General features: G+C 69.0%; 11 protein-coding genes. 3 read left to right on the forward strand and 8 right to left on the reverse strand.

From position 1 onward, the window contains the following. The 3 genes from CCN51_RS13980 to CCN51_RS13990 all read right to left on the reverse strand — a co-directional run. A partial coding sequence (locus CCN51_RS13980) for a protein kinase family protein (protein ID WP_483883437.1) occupies positions 1 to 689 on the reverse strand: 689 nt, incomplete at its 3' end. A gap of 110 nt (positions 690 to 799) precedes the next feature. Continuing rightward, positions 800 to 3,205 carry a murein biosynthesis integral membrane protein MurJ gene (gene murJ, locus CCN51_RS13985; protein ID WP_014177954.1) on the reverse strand — a complete coding sequence of 802 codons (2,406 nt, stop codon included), beginning with the start codon at positions 3,203 to 3,205 and terminating at the stop codon, positions 800 to 802. Between the two features lie 48 nt (positions 3,206 to 3,253). Next, complete coding sequence (locus CCN51_RS13990) at positions 3,254 to 5,650, reverse strand: DUF6049 family protein (protein ID WP_078610555.1); 2,397 nt, start codon at positions 5,648 to 5,650, stop codon at positions 3,254 to 3,256. A gap of 179 nt (positions 5,651 to 5,829) precedes the next feature. On the opposite strand from CCN51_RS13990, the gene CCN51_RS13995 reads away from it, so the two are divergent. Continuing rightward, a complete protein-coding gene (locus CCN51_RS13995) occupies positions 5,830 to 7,320 on the forward strand; it encodes a CCA tRNA nucleotidyltransferase (RefSeq protein WP_014177952.1) in 1,491 nt (496 codons plus the stop codon). Positions 7,321 to 7,341: 21 nt separating this feature from the next. Here CCN51_RS13995 and CCN51_RS14000 read toward each other — a convergent pair whose 3' ends face one another. The 3 genes from CCN51_RS14000 to CCN51_RS14010 form a co-directional block, all read right to left on the reverse strand. Then, positions 7,342 to 8,673: an MFS transporter gene (locus tag CCN51_RS14000; RefSeq protein WP_014177951.1), complete on the reverse strand. Its 1,332-nt coding sequence runs from the start codon at positions 8,671 to 8,673 to the stop codon at positions 7,342 to 7,344. A 114-nt stretch (positions 8,674 to 8,787) separates the two neighbouring features. Further along, positions 8,788 to 9,870, reverse strand: coding sequence for an inositol-3-phosphate synthase (locus CCN51_RS14005; protein WP_014177950.1), 1,083 nt, complete (start codon positions 9,868 to 9,870; stop codon positions 8,788 to 8,790). A gap of 50 nt (positions 9,871 to 9,920) precedes the next feature. Next, positions 9,921 to 10,649 carry a PadR family transcriptional regulator gene (locus CCN51_RS14010; RefSeq protein ID WP_014177949.1) on the reverse strand — a complete coding sequence of 243 codons (729 nt, stop codon included), beginning with the start codon at positions 10,647 to 10,649 and terminating at the stop codon, positions 9,921 to 9,923. Positions 10,650 to 11,005: 356 nt separating this feature from the next. On the opposite strand from CCN51_RS14010, the gene CCN51_RS14015 reads away from it, so the two are divergent. Beyond that, positions 11,006 to 13,705: a transglycosylase domain-containing protein gene (locus CCN51_RS14015; protein ID WP_043487245.1), complete on the forward strand. Its 2,700-nt coding sequence runs from the start codon at positions 11,006 to 11,008 to the stop codon at positions 13,703 to 13,705. Positions 13,706 to 13,936: 231 nt separating this feature from the next. Continuing rightward, a complete protein-coding gene (locus CCN51_RS14020; protein ID WP_014177946.1) occupies positions 13,937 to 15,421 on the forward strand; it encodes a glycosyltransferase family 87 protein in 1,485 nt (494 codons plus the stop codon). 112 nt (positions 15,422 to 15,533) lie between these two features. Here CCN51_RS14020 and CCN51_RS14025 read toward each other — a convergent pair whose 3' ends face one another. Continuing rightward, positions 15,534 to 16,565 carry an alanine racemase gene (locus CCN51_RS14025; RefSeq protein ID WP_014177945.1) on the reverse strand — a complete coding sequence of 344 codons (1,032 nt, stop codon included), beginning with the start codon at positions 16,563 to 16,565 and terminating at the stop codon, positions 15,534 to 15,536. An 81-nt stretch (positions 16,566 to 16,646) separates the two neighbouring features. Then, a partial coding sequence (locus CCN51_RS14030; RefSeq protein WP_143675801.1) for a lipid II:glycine glycyltransferase FemX occupies positions 16,647 to 16,934 on the reverse strand: 288 nt, incomplete at its 5' end.

Genomic DNA, 16,934 nt, shown 5'->3' on the forward strand with positions numbered 1-16,934 from the left:
GCTTCGGTGTCGGTGCGCTGCGGGTGGTCGGAGCTGATGCCGCGCAGGGCGGCCATGACGGCGAGGCCGCGGATGCGGTACTGGCCCGACTCGGTGCGCAACACGGAGCCCGGGTTCAGCCGCAGATGCGCGAGGCCTTCGCGGTGGGCCGCGGCCATGGCCTGGGACACCTGGCTGACGAGCTGGTAGGCGTCATGCGGCTCGAGCGGCCCGGAGGCGAGTACGGCGGTGAGTTCGGTGGCGTCGGGAAGCCACTCGTGGACCACGTAGACGAGGTCGTTCTCCTCGACGGCGTCGAGGACTTGGACGAAGCGGGGGTCGCCGAGCAGCGCCGCCGAACGGGCGGCGGCCAGCACAGGGCGGGCCCGCGGATGGTCGGCCGGCAGCACATGGACCCCGACGGCGCGCCGGAGTTTCTCGTCCACGGCACGCCAGCTGCTGAATCCGTCCAGACGGGTGACGCATTCCTCCAGGCGGTAGCGTCTGGCCAGCTTGTGGCCGCTGTGCAGATCGGGGGCGCTCGTATCGGCCGCGGCGCCCTTGGTGTCGGTGCCCGCGGCCTGCGCTTCCTTATCGGCTTTCGTTTCGGTTCCCACCCCGTCGGACGTGGCCTTGCCCGCCTCGGCGGTCAGCGGCTCATCTCCGCTGTTGTCGGCCACGTCGACGGCAGCCGTGCTCCGTTCCGCCACCGTCGTTCCTGCCTCCCCATCCGTTGCGCCTACTCCGAGCCAAGACAATTGTGCCCACAGTCCGCCGCTATGCACGACACACGGTGGCAGACGATGGTTGTGCTGAACGATCAGCGACCAAGTCGTCCGCGGACCATACCGACCATGGCGGTCAGCTCGGCAACGCGCATCCGTTTCGCCGCAATGTAGAAGACCGCGATAAGAACGAGACCGCCGCCCGCCAGAGCCGCTACGGAGCCGGTCGGGCCGGCGCCCAGCGCCCCGGTGATGGCATAGGAGGCCACGCCGCCGAGGGCGGCGGCGGGGATGCCGGCGCCCACCAGACGGGTGTAGGTGCGGACGACGTGCCGTCCGTCCAGATCGCCGCCCAGGAGCTTGCGGAGCCGCTTCCAGGCCACGCCCACGCCGATGGCGTAGGCCAGGCCGTAGGAGGCGGCCATGCCCGCCACGGCCCAGCGGGCGGGGAGGACGAGGTAGGAGAGTGCGGAGGCGGCGGCGTTGACGGCGGCGACGATCACCGTGTTGTAGAAGGGGGTGCGGGTGTCTTCGTAGGCGTAGAAGCCGCGCAGGACGACGTACTGCACCGAGAACGGGATGAGTCCGAGACCGAAGGCCATGAGGATGTAGCCCATGGAGCGGGCCTGTTCGGTGCCGGAGGAGCCGAACATCAGGGTGCACATGGGGATGCCGAGCGCGACGAACCCGAGGGCGAGCGGGACGATGGCGACGGCGGAGGTGCGCAGACCCTGTGAGATGTCGTCGCGGACCGCGCCGGTGTCCCCGTCGTGGGCCGCGCGGGAGATCCGGGGCAGCAGGGCGGCCATGACGGAGACGGTGATGATCGCCTGCGGCATACCCCAGATGAGCTGGGCGCTCTGGTAGCCGAGGAGGCCGGTGCCGGGGTGGCCCTGGTTGTCGGCCTTCGCGCCGGCCGCGGTGGCGAGCCGGGTCACCACGACGTTGCCCGCCTGGTTGGCGAGCACGAACAGCACGGTCCACTTGGCGAGCTTGGCGGCCTTGCCCAGGCCGTGGCCGCGCCAGTCGAAGCGGGGCCGGAAGCGGAAGCCGGCCGCACGGAGATAGGGGAACATCGCCAGCGCCTGGACGGTGAGGCCGAGGAGGGTGCCCACGCCCAGCAGCCGGACCCCTTCGTCGGTGATGTCGGTGACGCCCATCTCGGAGGAGCTGGAGGTGCCGAACACCCAGATGAACATGGCGAAGCTGGCGATGACGACGATGTTGTTGAGGACCGGGGTCCACATCATGGCGCCGAAGCTGCCGCGGGCGTTGAGGATCTGGCCGACCACGACGTGCACGCCCATGAAGAAGATGGTGGGCAGGCAGTAGCGGGCGAAGGTGACGGCCACGTCGTTGGCGTGGGGGTTGCCCGCGATGGACGGCGAGAGCATGCGGACGAGGGTGGGTGCCGCGAACACGGACATCGCGACGAGGGCCGCGAGGACGACCATCACCAGGGTCAGCAGGCGGTTGGCGTAGGCGTCGCCGCCGTCGTCGTCCTCTTTCATGGAGCGGACGAGCTGCGGCACGAAGACGGAGTTGAGACCGCCGCCCACGGTGAGGAAGTAGATCATCGCGGGCAGCTGGTAGGCGACGGCGTAGCTGTCGCCGAGGGTGGCCGCGCCGATGGCGGCGACGATCACCAGTTGGCGGACGAAGCCGGTGAGCCGGGAGACCAGCGTTCCGGCCGCCATCACCGCGCTGGACTTCAGCAGGTTTCCCGCGCGGCCGCCCGAGCGCTTCTGCTCCGGCTCGGCCGTCTCCGGCTCGGCCACCGCCGCGGCCGCCCCCGCGGGGGCGGCCGACTGGGCGGGGACGGGGCCGGGCGGTTCGGACATCGGCGCCGGCCCCTGCGCTGACCCCGCGGGCGGATACCCGGCCGGGGGCTGCTGCTGGGGGCGCTGGGGCTCGTAGGGCTGCTGGTCGCGGAAGAGGTGCGCGAAGGCGTCCGGCTGCTGCTGTGCCCCGGCGTCGTAGCCGGCCTGCGGGCCGGTGCCCAGATACTGCGTGGCCTCGATATCGCCGCCGTACTGCTGGTGGGCGGGGCCCTCGGGGGCGGCGGCCTCGGCCGACCACAGCCGCGGATCGTGCCCCTGCGGGGGCGCGGGCTGCTGCTGGTAGGGCTGCTGGTAGCCGCCGGACTGAGGCTGGTGGTACGCGCCCTGGCCCTGGCCCTGGTCGTACAGCGGGTCCGTCAGCGGGTCGGTCAGCGGATCGTGGCCGTAGGAGTCCTGGCGCGCGGCGTAGGGGTCCTGCGCCGTGTACGGGTAGGGCGTGAACGAACCGGTGACGTACGGATCCTGCATATAGGGGTCCTGTACGTACGGCAGCTGGCTGTACGAGATGTCGCGGGGGTCCCCCAGATACGGATCCTGCTGATGCGGCTCCGGTCCGTAAGGATTCTGGTGGGCGTACGGGCCGCTCTGCGGCGGCGGTACCCGGCCGGCGGGGTCGTTGCCCGCGCCTTGGCCGCGATCACCGTCATACGGCGCGTTCATCGCTACCCCACCTCATAGTCCGCTGCGGCCGGTCGGCCACGCCATTGCTCAATGGTCCACTTTCTCACCTGAGCCGGAGGGGCCAGCGCTTTGCGATCCGGTGTCCGGCGCCGGGTCACTCGCCTGCCCGGGTACCAGGGCGCGCGGGCGCTCCCCCTCGCCGGGCTCGGTCGGCTCGTCCTCCGCCGCCTCTCCGTCCTGCTCCTCGCTGTTCCCCGCAGCGTCTTCATCACTCCTGGCGGCGGACCGCTTGCGCTGGAGGTAGATCCGGATCCCGGCGAGAACGAGCAGCAGCACCCCGCCGGCGATCACCAGAATGACCGTGGACGTGATTTCGGTGACATTCACCTTGAACGACATCTCGGGGCCATAGGCATCGCCGTCCACGGTGTACAGCTGGGCCGTCACCCAGGCGCGTCCGTTCGCGTTGGCCGTGGTGCCGAACTTCACCGACTGGCTGTGTCCACCCTGGACCGTGACCACCTGGGAGTCGCTGACCGCCAGGCGGTTGCCCTGCTGGGACCGGAGGACCAGCCGCAGCTCGACGGGTTGCAGCAGGTTGTTCTGGACGGTCACCGGAATCGTGGCGCTGCGCCCGGACAGGGTCATGTCCGTCTTGTTGATGAGGCGCACCTTCTCCGTGAGGTCCTGGAGGTAGGCCTGGACGGAGTCGCGGAAGCCGGTCGAGCCTCGCAGGTCGTGGCGCCACGAGGTGGAGATCTCTCGCATGATCGCGGCGCCGAACGGGGTGACCACGCGGCCCTTGGCGGTGAGGATCCCCTCGAACTTGTCGAGGGCGGCCTGGGTCAGCCGGATCTTCTCGAATCCGTCGGTGGGCAGCTCCTGGCGGCGCAGCGCGGCCGGGTACGAGCGGGCGGCGGGTACCCGGTGGGTGGCGAGCGGGTCGGGCTGGGCCTTGGCGGCCTGCCCCAGGCTGAGCGGCTGTGTCCAGCTTCCGGACAGGCCGTTCAGGGCTGCCGCCATGGCCTGTGCCTGGCTGGTGGTGGGCATCCGCTGCGGAGCCACGAGGACGCTGCGCTGCTTGTCCGGCGCCTGCAGGGTGAGCATCTGGGTCTGGGCGAGGAACCGCTGGACGGCCAGCGTGGCGTTCTCCGCCCGCGTCATGTCGCCCATGAAGGCGGTGGACAGCCGTGCGTCCGCGACCACCGCCGTATTGCCTCCGCCGATCTGGCGGGCCGCGGTGGGGGTGTACGGGAGACTGCCCGTCTCGCGGAGGCTGTCGCTGCGGGCGATGATGTTGTGCGCGCCGGCGGAGGTGGCGACGTCCACGATCGAGGAGTCGATGGCGCCGTTCACCGGCCAGGCGAAGTCCGTACGGGGCTTCACATGCAGAACGGTGTCCACGGTCGTCGAGGCGAGCGCGGTGGCGGTCTGGAGGTGGCTGAGGGCGCCCGTGTTCTTGCCGCGGTGCGCGAGCGAGGCGAGGTCGGGATCGGCGAAGGGCAGAGCCACCACCTGGTGTCCCTTGACGGCCTGCTGCAGGTCGTTGAGCCACTGCTTGGCCACGGCTTGGCCCCGGCCGTCGGTCGTCTCGTTCTCCGTCTGGCTCTGGACCTCGTACGGCTCGGTCATCGCGTCGACCGTGGCGAGCAGGTCCGGGTCGATCACCCAGGTGACCGGCAGGTTCTTGCCCAGGGCCACGAGCTGCTGAAGCCGTCCGCCGGGGGCGAGCTCCGCCATGAGGTCGTCGTTCTGGAAGATCGGCGTCTGCTGCTCATTGGCGCCCGTACCCGTGCGGGCGGCCAGGTGGGTGGAGGAGATGAGCGGCCACAGGAAGGTGAGCTTGCTCTTCTTGGTGGCGGCGGTCGGCTGCCAGGGCAGGAAGGTCCGCTCGATGCCCATGACCTGCGACCAGGGCTGGCTCCGCGTCTGGCCGGTGAGGGTGACACCGAGCTGATAGACGCCGTTCCCGCCGAGGTGGAGCTCCTTGACCGGTATGGAGAGGGTGAAGTCACGGCTGATGCCGGCGGGGAGGTTGCCGATCTTCCGCTTGTACTTGTCGGAGACCTCGGTGCCGTCGAGGCCGATCTCGTAGCCCTTCCGCTTGGCGGCCGTATCGATGTCGTTACGGCCGTTCATGGTCGGGCCGACCATGAGGCCGACGGAGGAGGTGTTGATCGTCGAGCTGCCGCGGTTGGTGACGGTGCCGCTGACGGTGAGTGTGTCGTTCGTGGACGGCGTGGTGGGAGTGATCGAGTCGATGGCGACATCGACGGTGCGCGAACCGGTGGCCTTGGCCTGAGCCGGGGCGGTCTGGGCGGGCGCGGTCCGGGCCGGGGCGGTCTGGGCGTGGGCACCGGGAGCCGCCGGGATCTGCAGCACACCCGCGAGCACGGGCGCAGTAGTGAGCAGCGCTGCCGTGCGCCGCAGCCAACGACGGGCGCGAGCGGAAGTTGTTTCCTGGAGCTCTGCCGGCTCGGCCACGCGCTCGCCCGTCCCTCGTCGTCAGTGATCGTCAGTAGTCCCGCAAAATGCGTCCACGAAATGGTAACGATGCCCGCTGTGATGAAGTGCTGTGGAGGGCTCCACAAGATCGTCACCGGTTCGATGCGTCCGGTCGGCGTGGAGGCTCCGGGGCGTGCGGCCACGTACCCTGTTCTGTTGTGCCGAACGCCAACACTGACAGCCACGACCCGCAGTCGAACAACGAGCTCAGCCAGGTGCAGCGCCGCGCCGTGGGCGAGCTCCTGCGGGTGTCTCCCGTAGCCGACGACCTCGCCCGCCGCTTCGAGGCGGCCGGGTTCGGCCTTGCCCTGGTCGGCGGATCGGTACGGGATGCGCTTCTGGGCCGTCTCGGTAACGATCTGGATTTCACCACGGACGCACGTCCGGAGGACGTGCTGAAGATCGTCCGTCCGTGGGCCGACGCGGTCTGGGAAGTCGGCATCGCCTTCGGCACGGTCGGCTGCCGTAAGGAGGGCGGGAACGGAAACGGGTCGAGTCAGAGCTTCCAGATCGAAATCACGACTTATCGGTCAGAAGCGTACGACCGTACGTCGAGGAAGCCCGAGGTCTCGTACGGCGACTCCATCGACGAAGACCTGGTCCGTCGGGACTTCACGGTCAACGCGATGGCCGTGGCGCTCCCGCGGAAGGAATTCATCGACCCGCACAACGGCCTGGAGGACCTCGCCGCGAAGGTGCTGCGCACACCCGGCACCCCTGAGGAGTCCTTCTCCGACGACCCGCTGCGAATGATGCGCGCCGCGCGCTTCGCGGCCCAGCTCGACTTCGATGTGGCGCCCGAGGTGATCGCCGCGATGAAGGCGATGGCCGGGCGGATCGAGATCGTCTCGGCGGAGCGGGTGCGTGACGAGCTCAACAAGCTGATCCTGGCCGCCCGCCCCGTCAAGGGGCTGAGGCTCCTGGTCGACACCGGGCTCGCCGACCATGTCCTCCCGGAGCTTCCGGCGCTGCGCCTGGAACGCGATGAGCACCACCGTCACAAGGATGTCTACGAGCACACGCTGACCGTGCTGGAGCAGGCCATCGCCCTGGAGAAGGACGGGCCCGACCTGGTGCTGCGGCTGGCGGCCCTGCTGCATGACATCGGGAAGCCCAAGACGCGCCGCTTCGAGAAGGACGGCCGGGTCTCCTTCCATCACCATGAGGTGGTGGGCGCCAAGATGACCAAGTCGCGGATGACCAAGCTCAAGTACTCCAACGAGCTGGTGAAGGAGGTCTCCCATTTGGTCGAGCTGCACTTGCGCTTCCATGGCTATGGCACGGGCGAGTGGACGGACTCGGCGGTACGGCGCTATGTGCGGGACGCGGGACCGCTGCTGGAGCGGCTGCACAAGCTGACCCGCTCGGACTGCACCACGCGTAATAAGCGGAAGGCCGGCGCTCTGTCGCGCGCATACGACGGGCTGGAGGAGCGCATCGCGCGGCTGCAGCAGCAGGAGCAGCTGGATGCCATCCGGCCGGACCTGGACGGCAACGAGATCATGAAGATTCTCGGGATCGGGCCGGGCCCGCAGGTCGGCAAGGCGTACAAACACCTGCTGGAGCTGCGCCTGGAGCACGGCCCCATGGAGCGGGACGCCGCAGTCACAGCGCTCCAGGACTGGTGGGCGGCTCAGCCCCAGGGGTGACGCAGCCCCAGGGCTGACGCATCAGGTTTCACGTGAAACATCGGTCTGCTTCGCCTCGCGCTCGCCATGTTTCACGTGAAACATGGCGACGAGGGCGGTCACTGCGTAGAGCACGGCCACCAGGATCACCAGGGTGACCGAGCGTCCGTCGGGGGGCAGTGTGAGTGCGGCGATTGCCGCTCCCCCGACGAAGGCGGCATTGAAGAGAACGTCGTACAGGGAGAAGATCCGGCCTCGGAAGTCGTCGGCGATCGAGGACTGCACCACGGTGTCGGTGGCGATCTTCGCGCCCTGGGTGACGAGGCCGAGGACGAAGGCGGCGGCGAGCATCGGAGCCGGTTCGAAGAACAGCCCCAGCCCCGGCACCAGAACGCTCGCCGCCGTCGCGCACACCACCATCCAGCGCAGTCGGCCGTCCGAGTCGGAGGCAGGGCTCAGCCGGCCCACCGCCCCGGGCGTGACCACCGCCGCCGCGAAGAAGCCCGCGCCCGAGGCGGCCACGGCGAATCCCAGGAGCGCCAAGCCCTCCGACTCGGTCTTGGCCCATGCGTATCGGCAGAGCATCAACACCATCACCGTCAGCGCGCCGTAGCAGAAGCGCATCGCCGTCATCCCCGCCAGAGCCACCGTGGGATCCCGGCGCTCCAAGAGATGGCGCACACCGGCGACCAGGCCGCGTACGGTGCTCAACAGGGCCGCGCGCAGACGCGGCTGGAGCGCCGATGGGTCGGGCCCGAGCAGTCCGGGCGCCATCCTCAGCGCGGCGATCGCGGCGCTGAGATAGAGCGCCGCGCCCATCAGGACCACAACGGCGTCCGACGACGCGCCGTCCGGGACCGCGATGCGCAGGACGAGGGCCAGGGCGCCGCCGAGGGTGGCCGCGAGCGTTCCCGCGGTCGGGGACAGGGAGTTGGCCATGACCAAGCGCTCCTGGCTGTCGACGACGCGCGGCAGCGAGGCGGAGAGCCCGGCCAGAACGAAGCGGTTGACGCCCGTGACCGACAAGGCGGAGACGTAGAAGAGCCAGTCGGGGACCTGCGCGAGGATCAGAACGGCCGTCCCGGTGGCCAGTCCGGAACGCAGGGCGTTGCCGTGGAGAAGGACCTGGCGGCGGCGCCACCGGTCCAGCAGAACCCCGGCGAAGGGGCCCAGCAGGGAATAGGGGAGCAGGAGGACCGCCATGGCAGAAGCGATCGCCGCGGCCGAGGTCTCCTTCTCGGGGGAGAAGACCACATGAGCGGCCAGCGCGACCTGGTAGACGCCGTCGGCCGTCTGGGACAGCAGACGAACGGCCAGAAGGTGCCGGAAGTCGCGCAGCTGTAGCAGTACGCGGAGATCACGCACAACGGGCATGGCGCCAGCCTCACACACCACACGGGCCTCCGGGTGGATTACCCGGAGGCCCGTGATCAAGCCGTGCTAACGCACAACGCCTTGTCTCGCTTAGCGCGCAGCGCTGTGTCTCGCTCAGCGCTCGACTTCACCCTTGATGAACTTCTCGACGTTCTCCCGCGCCTGGTCGTCGAAGTACTGCACCGGCGGCGACTTCATGAAGTACGAGGAGGCCGAGAGGATCGGGCCCCCGATGCCGCGGTCCTTGGCGATCTTCGCGGCACGCAGCGCGTCGATGATGACGCCCGCGGAGTTCGGGGAGTCCCACACCTCGAGCTTGTACTCCAGGTTCAGCGGGACATCGCCGAACGCGCGGCCCTCGAGCCGGACGTAGGCCCACTTGCGGTCGTCCAGCCAGGCCACGAAGTCGGACGGGCCGATGTGGACGTTGTCGGCGCCCAGCTCGCGGTCCGTGATCTGGGAGGTGACGGCCTGCGTCTTGGAGATCTTCTTGGACTCCAGGCGCTCACGCTCCAGCATGTTCTTGAAGTCCATGTTGCCGCCGACGTTCAGCTGCATGGTGCGCTCCAGGACCACACCGCGGTCCTCGAACAGCTTGGTCAGCACCCGGTGCGTGATCGTGGCACCGACCTGCGACTTGATGTCGTCGCCGACGATCGGCACGCCCGCCTCGGTGAACTTGTCCGCCCACTCCTTGGTGCCGGCGATGAAGACCGGAAGCGCGTTGACGAAGGCGACCTTGGCGTCGATGGCGCACTGGGCGTAGAACTTCGCGGCGTCCTCGGAACCCACCGGGAGGTAGCAGACCAGAACGTCGACCTGCCTGTCCTTGAGGATCTGGACGACGTCGACCGGGGTGTCCTCGGACTCGTCGATCGTCTGGCGGTAGTACTTGCCGAGACCGTCGAGGGTGTGGCCGCGCTGGACGGTGACACCGGTCGAGGGCACGTCGCAGATCTTGATGGTGTTGTTCTCGCTGGCGCCGATCGCGTCGGCGAGGTCGAGGCCGACCTTCTTCACGTCCACGTCGAACGCGGCCACGAACTCCACGTCACGCACGTGGTAGTCGCCGAACTGGACGTGCATCAGACCCGGCACGCGAGTGTCCGGGTCGGCGTCCTTGTAATACTCGACGCCCTGCACCAGCGAGGCGGCGCAGTTGCCCACGCCGACGATGGCTACACGAACCGAACCCATTCCGGTTGCTCCCTGTGTGTACTCGACGAAGCCCAGCGGGATGCGGGGCCTCACTTGGCGGTGTCATCGGACGGATCCGGCCGGGAACCACCCCGGTGCCGGGGCAGGCCGCCCGTATCTCCTGTCTGGTCCTGCTCTGCCGACGGGTCCAGCTCGGGTGACCGGTCCCGCTCCTGCTCCTGGGACCGGTCCTGGCCCGCGGGGCCGTCGCGCTGATCGCGCCCGGCCCGCTCGCTCTCAATCAGCTCGTTCAGCCAGCGGACTTCACGCTCCACCGACTCCATGCCATGCCGCTGCAGCTCGAGGGTGTAGTCGTCGAGCCGCTCACGAGTACGGGCCAAAGAAGCGCGCATCTTCTCCAGGCGCTCCTCGAGGCGGCTGCGCCGCCCCTCCAGGACCCGCATCCGCACATCCCGCGATGTCTGCCCGAAGAAGGCGAAGCGGACGCCGAAGTGCTCGTCCTCCCACGCGTCCGGGCCGGTGTGGGCGAGCAACTCCTCGAAGCGCTCTTTCCCCTCCGCCGTCAACCGGTAGACGATTTTCGCGCGGCGGCCGGCGAGCGTCGCCGCGAGAGCTTCCTCGGGCGCGCTGCCGGGCTCCTCGATCAACCAGCCATTGGCGACCAGCGTCTTGAGGCATGGATAGAGGCTGCCGTAACTGAACGCACGGAACACCCCAAGTGAGGTGTTGAGGCGTTTCCGCAGCTCATAACCGTGCATCGGGGACTCGCGGAGCAGGCCGAGGACGGCGAACTCAAGGATGCCCGAGCGTCTGCCCATTCCCGCCTCTCCTGTCTCCCAGTCCTTTATGCCGAGCTGATGTATCGGCTCGATACATCCAGACGATAGAACCGTGATCCTGGTGGGAGCAAGGGGAGCCATGGTGAACGGCGTCACATCATCAATTCGTGGGACGCGAACTGACTGTTATGGAGTGAAGATCATGCCTTCGCTGGTTTTGACCGTGCGTACTCTGTTCGCCATGCACAGCACTGGGAACCAAGCGACGCCCGCGGGCGTCCTCGTCCTGGATGCAGTGTGCCCGGTTGCCGGTGGCGGCCGGAGCGCACATCGGGGGGACCGGAAGCCACCTGCCGCTTTCAGGCGATAGCGCCTGCCCGAGGAGTAGTCGTTCCATGAGCGAGCACCGTCGCAAGCCGCCGCAGCCACAGAGCGGTGGACGAGCAGCGGCCCGGCGCGCCGCGCAGCAGCCTTCAGGCCGCCGCGCGGCCCAACCGCATAGCGCCACCGGGTCGGAATCCGCCTCACACGGGGAGGAGCGTCCTTACGGTGGCCGGGCCGAAGCCCGGCGCGCCGCACAGCGCGGCGGCAGCCGCAGACGAGGAGCCGAACCCGATGCCGGGGGCGCGGGCCGCGGTGGCCACGGCGGCGGCCGGCGTGCCGCCGGCGGGGGCGGCCGGGGCCGCGGAGCGGGGGGTGATGGGCGCCCCGCGAAGAAGCGCTTCATCGATTACCCGCGCGTGGGCAAGGACGGTTTCCGGCGCTGGGTCCCCTCCTGGAAGCTGGTGACCGGGACCTTCCTCTTCTTCTTCGCGATGCTCGTCGGCGCCGTGGGCATCGGCCTGTGGCTGGTGGAGGTGCCCACGGCACAGGCCGCCTCCCAGGTCGAGAAGAACGTCTACTACTGGGCGGACGGCAAGCAGATGGTGGTCTCGGGCGGCGGTGACTTCAACCGCCAGATCGTGCCCCTCAGCGAGATCCCCGAGGAAATGCAGAACGCGGTGATCTCCGCGGAGAACGCCAGCTTCTACGACGACGCCGGCGTCGACCCGATGGGCATCGCGCGCGCGGTCGTGAACATGGCCAAGGGCGGGGCCACGCAGAGTGGCTCCACCATCACCCAGCAGTACGTGAAGAACACCTACCTGGACCAGTCGCAGACCCTCACGCGCAAGGTCAAGGAGCTGTTCATCTCCGTCAAGGTCGGCGCGACCATGGACAAGGACGACATTCTCGCCGGCTATCTGAACACCGCGTACTACGGGCGGGGCGCCTACGGCTGCCAGGCGGCGGCCCGCGCGTACTACGACAAGGACTGCGAGAAGCTGTCGCCGAGCGAGAGCGCCTTCCTCGCCGCGACCCTCAACGGCCCCAACCTCTACGACCCGGCCGGCGGCTACGGCGCCAACGCGAGCAAGGAGGCGAACACCAGGCGGGCCAAGTTGCGCTGGGAGTGGATCCTCAACCGCGAGGTCGAGGTGGGGAGGATGAAGGAGGCCCAGAAGCAGGAGGCGCTCAAGAAGTTCCCGATGCCGCGGGAGCCGAAGGTGGCGACGAACAAGGAAGGCCAGATCGGTTATCTCACCGACCTCGCCGACAACTACCTCATTGCCAACAACATCATCGATAAGAAGAATCTCGACAAGGGTGGCTACCAGATCCACACCACCTTCGACCGCAAGAAGATGAACCAGCTCGAGACGGCTGTGAAGAAGGTGACCAAGGAGAACATCAACCCGAAGCTGCGGCCGAAGTACGACAAGTACGTGCAGTTCGGCGGGGCCTCCGTGGAACCCAAGACGGGCAAGATCGTCGCCATATACGGTGGCAAGAACGCCTTGGAGCACTACACCAACAACGCCGACTACACCGGCGTCCAGGTGGGCTCCACCTTCAAGCCCTTCGTGCTGGCCGCCGCCATGAGAGACGGCGTGCGCGACAAGGACGAGGACCGCGAGCAACCCGACTCGACGCGTACCCGCGTCTCCCCCAGCAGCGTCTACGACGGCGACAACAAGCTGACGCTGCGGGACTACAACGGGACCGTCTGGCACGACAAGGACGGCAAGGAGTGGCACCAGCGGAACGACGGTGACGAGGACCGGGGCGAGATCACCCTGCGCACCGCGATGCAGTGGTCGGTGAACACCCCATACATCCAGCTCGGCATGGACGTCGGCACCGACAAGGTGCGGCAGGCGGCGCTCGACGCGGGTCTCAACAAGGATCAGCTGGCCTCGATCACCCCGACGTTCTCCCTTGGCACCTCGGCCCCCAGCGCCATCCGGCTCGCCGGTGCGTACGCGACCTTCGCGGCCAGCGGCAAGCAGGCCGATCCGTACTCGGTCGACTCGGTCGAGTTCAAGGGCGGGGAGATCTACAACCACAAGGACGACGCGAAGCTCACGGAGGCGTTCGAAGCGAGCGTGGCAGACAACGTCACCGACGTCCTGGAGAACGTCGTCGAGAAGGGCACCGGTACCTCGGCGCAGATCGGCCGTCCCGCCGCGGGCAAGACCGGCACCACCGACGAGAACAAGTCGGCCTGGTTCTCCGGCTACACCCCGCAGCTGTCCACCGCGATCGGCATGTGGCGGGTGGACGACAAGGCCAAGAAGCAGGAGTTCCTCTCCATGCGCGGTGTGGGCACCGGCCGACCGAATGAGTCGATCCACGGAGCCTCGTACCCGGCCGAGATCTGGGCCGACTACATGCGCGCGGCGATGAAGGGCAAGAAGGTCGTGAACTTCCCGGAGCCCGAGTCGATCGGCAAGAAGATCTTCGGCGACGGCGCGAGCCCGACCCCGCCGCCCTCCACGACCACCACGCAGCCCCCGTCCGAGACGCCTTCCGAGACCCCAACGGAAACGCCGTCCTCGGAGACGCCGACCAACAGCCCGTCCCCGACGGAGACCTGTGACCCGCTGGACTTCGGCTGTAACGACAACGGCGGAGGCAACGGCAACGGAGGCAACGGCAACGGGGGCAACGGCAACGGAGGTAACGGAGGCGCGGGCGGAGGCTCCAGTACTCCGACCACGGAGCCCCCAAGCACCGACAACGGCTGGTTCGGCGGAGGCGGCGGAGGCGGCTGAGCCCCGGCGAGCGACTCTCGCCCCACCATCACCGGCGGCCGCGCCGGAGCGTCACTCGCTCCGGCGCGGCCGCCGCCGTTGTTCTCCGGGTCCCTGGCCCGCATGGGCCTTCTCAGGGGTCTCCAGGGCCCTCCCAGGCCCTCCGCCGGCCCTTCCCCGTGCCCGTGCCGTCCGGGGCTCTGGGGGGCGGGCCTCACGGCCTTCGCCCGGCTCGTACGGCAGGATGGGTCCATGACGAGCGTGCGCAGGGACCCGGGGGCCGAGCCCGTACGGCCAACCGCCGAAGACGCGGTGGCGGCGGCCGGCAGCGAGCTGATCGGCGGGCCGGCCGGGCGGCGGGCGCTGCTCGGGGTCAGCTGGTGGACGCCGGTGCGGATCATCGCGCTCGTCGCCATTGGGATGTTTGCCCTCGGCATGGTGCAGAAGCTGCCCTGTTACAACGGCGGCTGGTTCTTGGGCGCCACCGCCCAGTACACCCACGCCTGCTACTCCGATATGCCGCACCTGTATGCGGGCCGCGGCTTCGCGGAGAACGTCGTTCCGTACTTCGACCGCATACCGGGCGCCGCGGACGGGATGGACTACCTGGAGTATCCGGTCCTCACCGGCCTCTTCATGGAGGTCGCCGCCCGGCTCACCCCGCACAGCGGATCCCTCCAGCACCAGGAGCAGATCTACTGGATGGTCAACGCGGGCATGCTCATGGTCTGCGCCGCGGTCGTCGCCGTCTGTGTCTCGCGTACGCACCGCCGCCGCCCCTGGGACGCCCTGCTGGTCGCCCTCGCCCCCGCCTTCGCGCTCACCGCGACCGTCAACTGGGATCTCTTCGCGGTCGCGCTCACATCCGCCGGGGTCCTGATGTGGTCGCGCAGCCGTCCCCTGGCGGCGGGCGTCCTGCTGGGGCTGGCGACGGCCGCGAAGTTCTATCCGGTGCTGCTGCTCGGGGCGCTGCTGTTGCTGTGTCTGCGGGCCGGTCGGCTGCGCGCCTTCGGGACGGCGCTGGGCGGGGCGCTGGGTGCCTGGCTCGTCGTGAACCTGCCGGTGATGATCAGCAGCCGCGGGGGGCTGCACATCCGCGAGGGCTGGCTCACCTTCTACACCTTCAGCCGGGACCGGCCCGTCGACTTCGGCTCCATCTGGCTGGTCGTCTCCCAGCGCACCGGGGACCCGCTGGACAACGTCAATGTGTACGCCACGCTGCTGATGGTGCTGGCCTGCGCCGGTATCGCCGCGCTCGTCCTGTGCGCGCCGCGGCGTCCGCGCCTGGCGCAGATCGCGTTCCTGATCGTCGCCGCCTTCGTGATCACCAACAAGGTCTACTCGCCGCAGTACGTGCTATGGCTGATCCCGCTGGCGGCCCTGGCCCGGCCGCGGTGGCGCGACTTCCTGGTGTGGCAGGCGTGCGAGGCGATGTATTTCCTCGGGATCTGGATGTACCTCGCGTACACCGGCAGCGGCGACCAGCACCGGGGGCTGCCGCCGGAGGGGTACCAGCTGGCGGTGATCGTCCATGTGCTGGGGACGCTGTATCTGTGCGCCCTGGTCGTGTGGGATGCGCTGGTGCCCGAGCGGGACGTGGTGCGCCGGGACGGGTCGGACGACCCGTCGGGCGGTGTGCTGGACCGGGCCCCGGACGCGTTCGTCCTGGGGGAGGCGCGGCACGCGGCGGCGTACGAAGGGCCGGCGCGGGTGGAGTGGGGCGTCAGACGCGAGTGAGCTCCCGCCCGACGGGACGAGAACCGCGAAGGGCCCGAAGCCGCGATCGTCGCGTGGCTTCGGGCCCTGACCGTTGTGGCCTGTGTTGTACGCGGGGGCTGTGCCGGGTGGCTCAGCGGTCGACCAGCCGGTCGAACTGGGTCGTGGTGTGCCGCAGGTGGGCCACCAGCTCGTCGCCCACCTGCGGGGGCGCGACATCGCCCGGTACGAACAGGATGGACACCTGCATATGCGGCGGCTCGGCAAACCACCGCTGCTTGCCCGCCCACACGAACGGCGAGAGGTTGCGGTTGACAGTCGCGAGCCCGGCGCGGGCGACGCCCTTGGCCCGCGGCATCACGCCGTGCACGGCCTTGGGGGCCTCCAGACCGACGCCGTGGGAGGTGCCGCCCGCCACGACCACCAGATAGCCGTCGGAGGCCGTCTTCTGCTGGCGGTAGCCGAAGCGGTCGCCCTTGGCGACCCGGGTGACGTCGAGCACCGCGCCCCGGTACTGGGTCGAGTCGTGGTCACCGAGCCACAGCCGGGTGCCGATGCGGGCGCGGAACCGGGTCTGGGGGAACTGCTGCTGCAGACGGGCCAGCTCCTCGGACTTGAGGTGGCTGACGAACATGGTGTGCAGCGGCAGCCGGGCGGCGCGCAGCCGGTCCATCCAGGCGATGACCTCCTCGACCGCGTCCAGTCCGTCGGTGCGGTCCAGGGGGAGGTGGATGGCGAAGCCCTCCAGCCGGACGTTCTCTATCGCGGCGTGCAGCTTGGGGAGGTCCGCCTCCGCGATGCCATGGCGCTTCATGCTGCTCATGACCTCGATGACCACGCGCGCGTTCACCAGGCCGTACACCCCGTCGACCGACGAGACCGAACGGATCACCCGGTCCGGCAGCGGCACGGGCTCCTCGCCCCGGCGGAAGGGGGTGAGCACCAGCAGGTCACCGCTGAAGTAGTCCTTCATCCGGGCGGCCTCGTACGTGGTCCCGACCGCGAGGATGTCGGAGCCGATGCGGCTGGCTTCCTCGGCCAGCCGCTCATGGCCGAAGCCGTACCCGTTGCCCTTGCAGACCGGGACTATGCCGGGGAACTGCTGAATCACCATGTGCTGGTGCGCCCGCCAGCGCGCGGTGTCGACGTAGAGGGTGAGCGCCATTGGCCGGTCCCGGAACCTTTCTCGTGGCCGCGGTGTATTGGAGGTATGCAGCGTAGGTGGAGAGTCGAGAAAACGGGAAAATCAGCGTCGCGACATGTAGATGTCCAGCGCCTTGTGCAGCAGCTTGTTGAGGGGGAAGTCCCACTCGCCAAGGTATTCGGCCGCCTGACCGCCGGTGCCCACCTTGAACTGGATGAGGCCGAAAAGGTGGTCGTTCTCGTCCAGCGAGTCGCTGATGCCCCGCAGGTCGTAGACGGTGGCGCCCAGCGCGTAGGCGTCGCGCAGCATGCGCCACTGCATCGCGTTCGAGGGCCGGACCTCGCGCTTGTGGTTGGCGGAGGCGCCGTAGGAGTACCAGACATGGCCGCC

The sequence above is a fragment of the Streptomyces milbemycinicus genome, assembly GCF_002154605.1.
Lineage (GTDB): Bacteria > Actinomycetota > Actinomycetes > Streptomycetales > Streptomycetaceae > Streptomyces > Streptomyces milbemycinicus.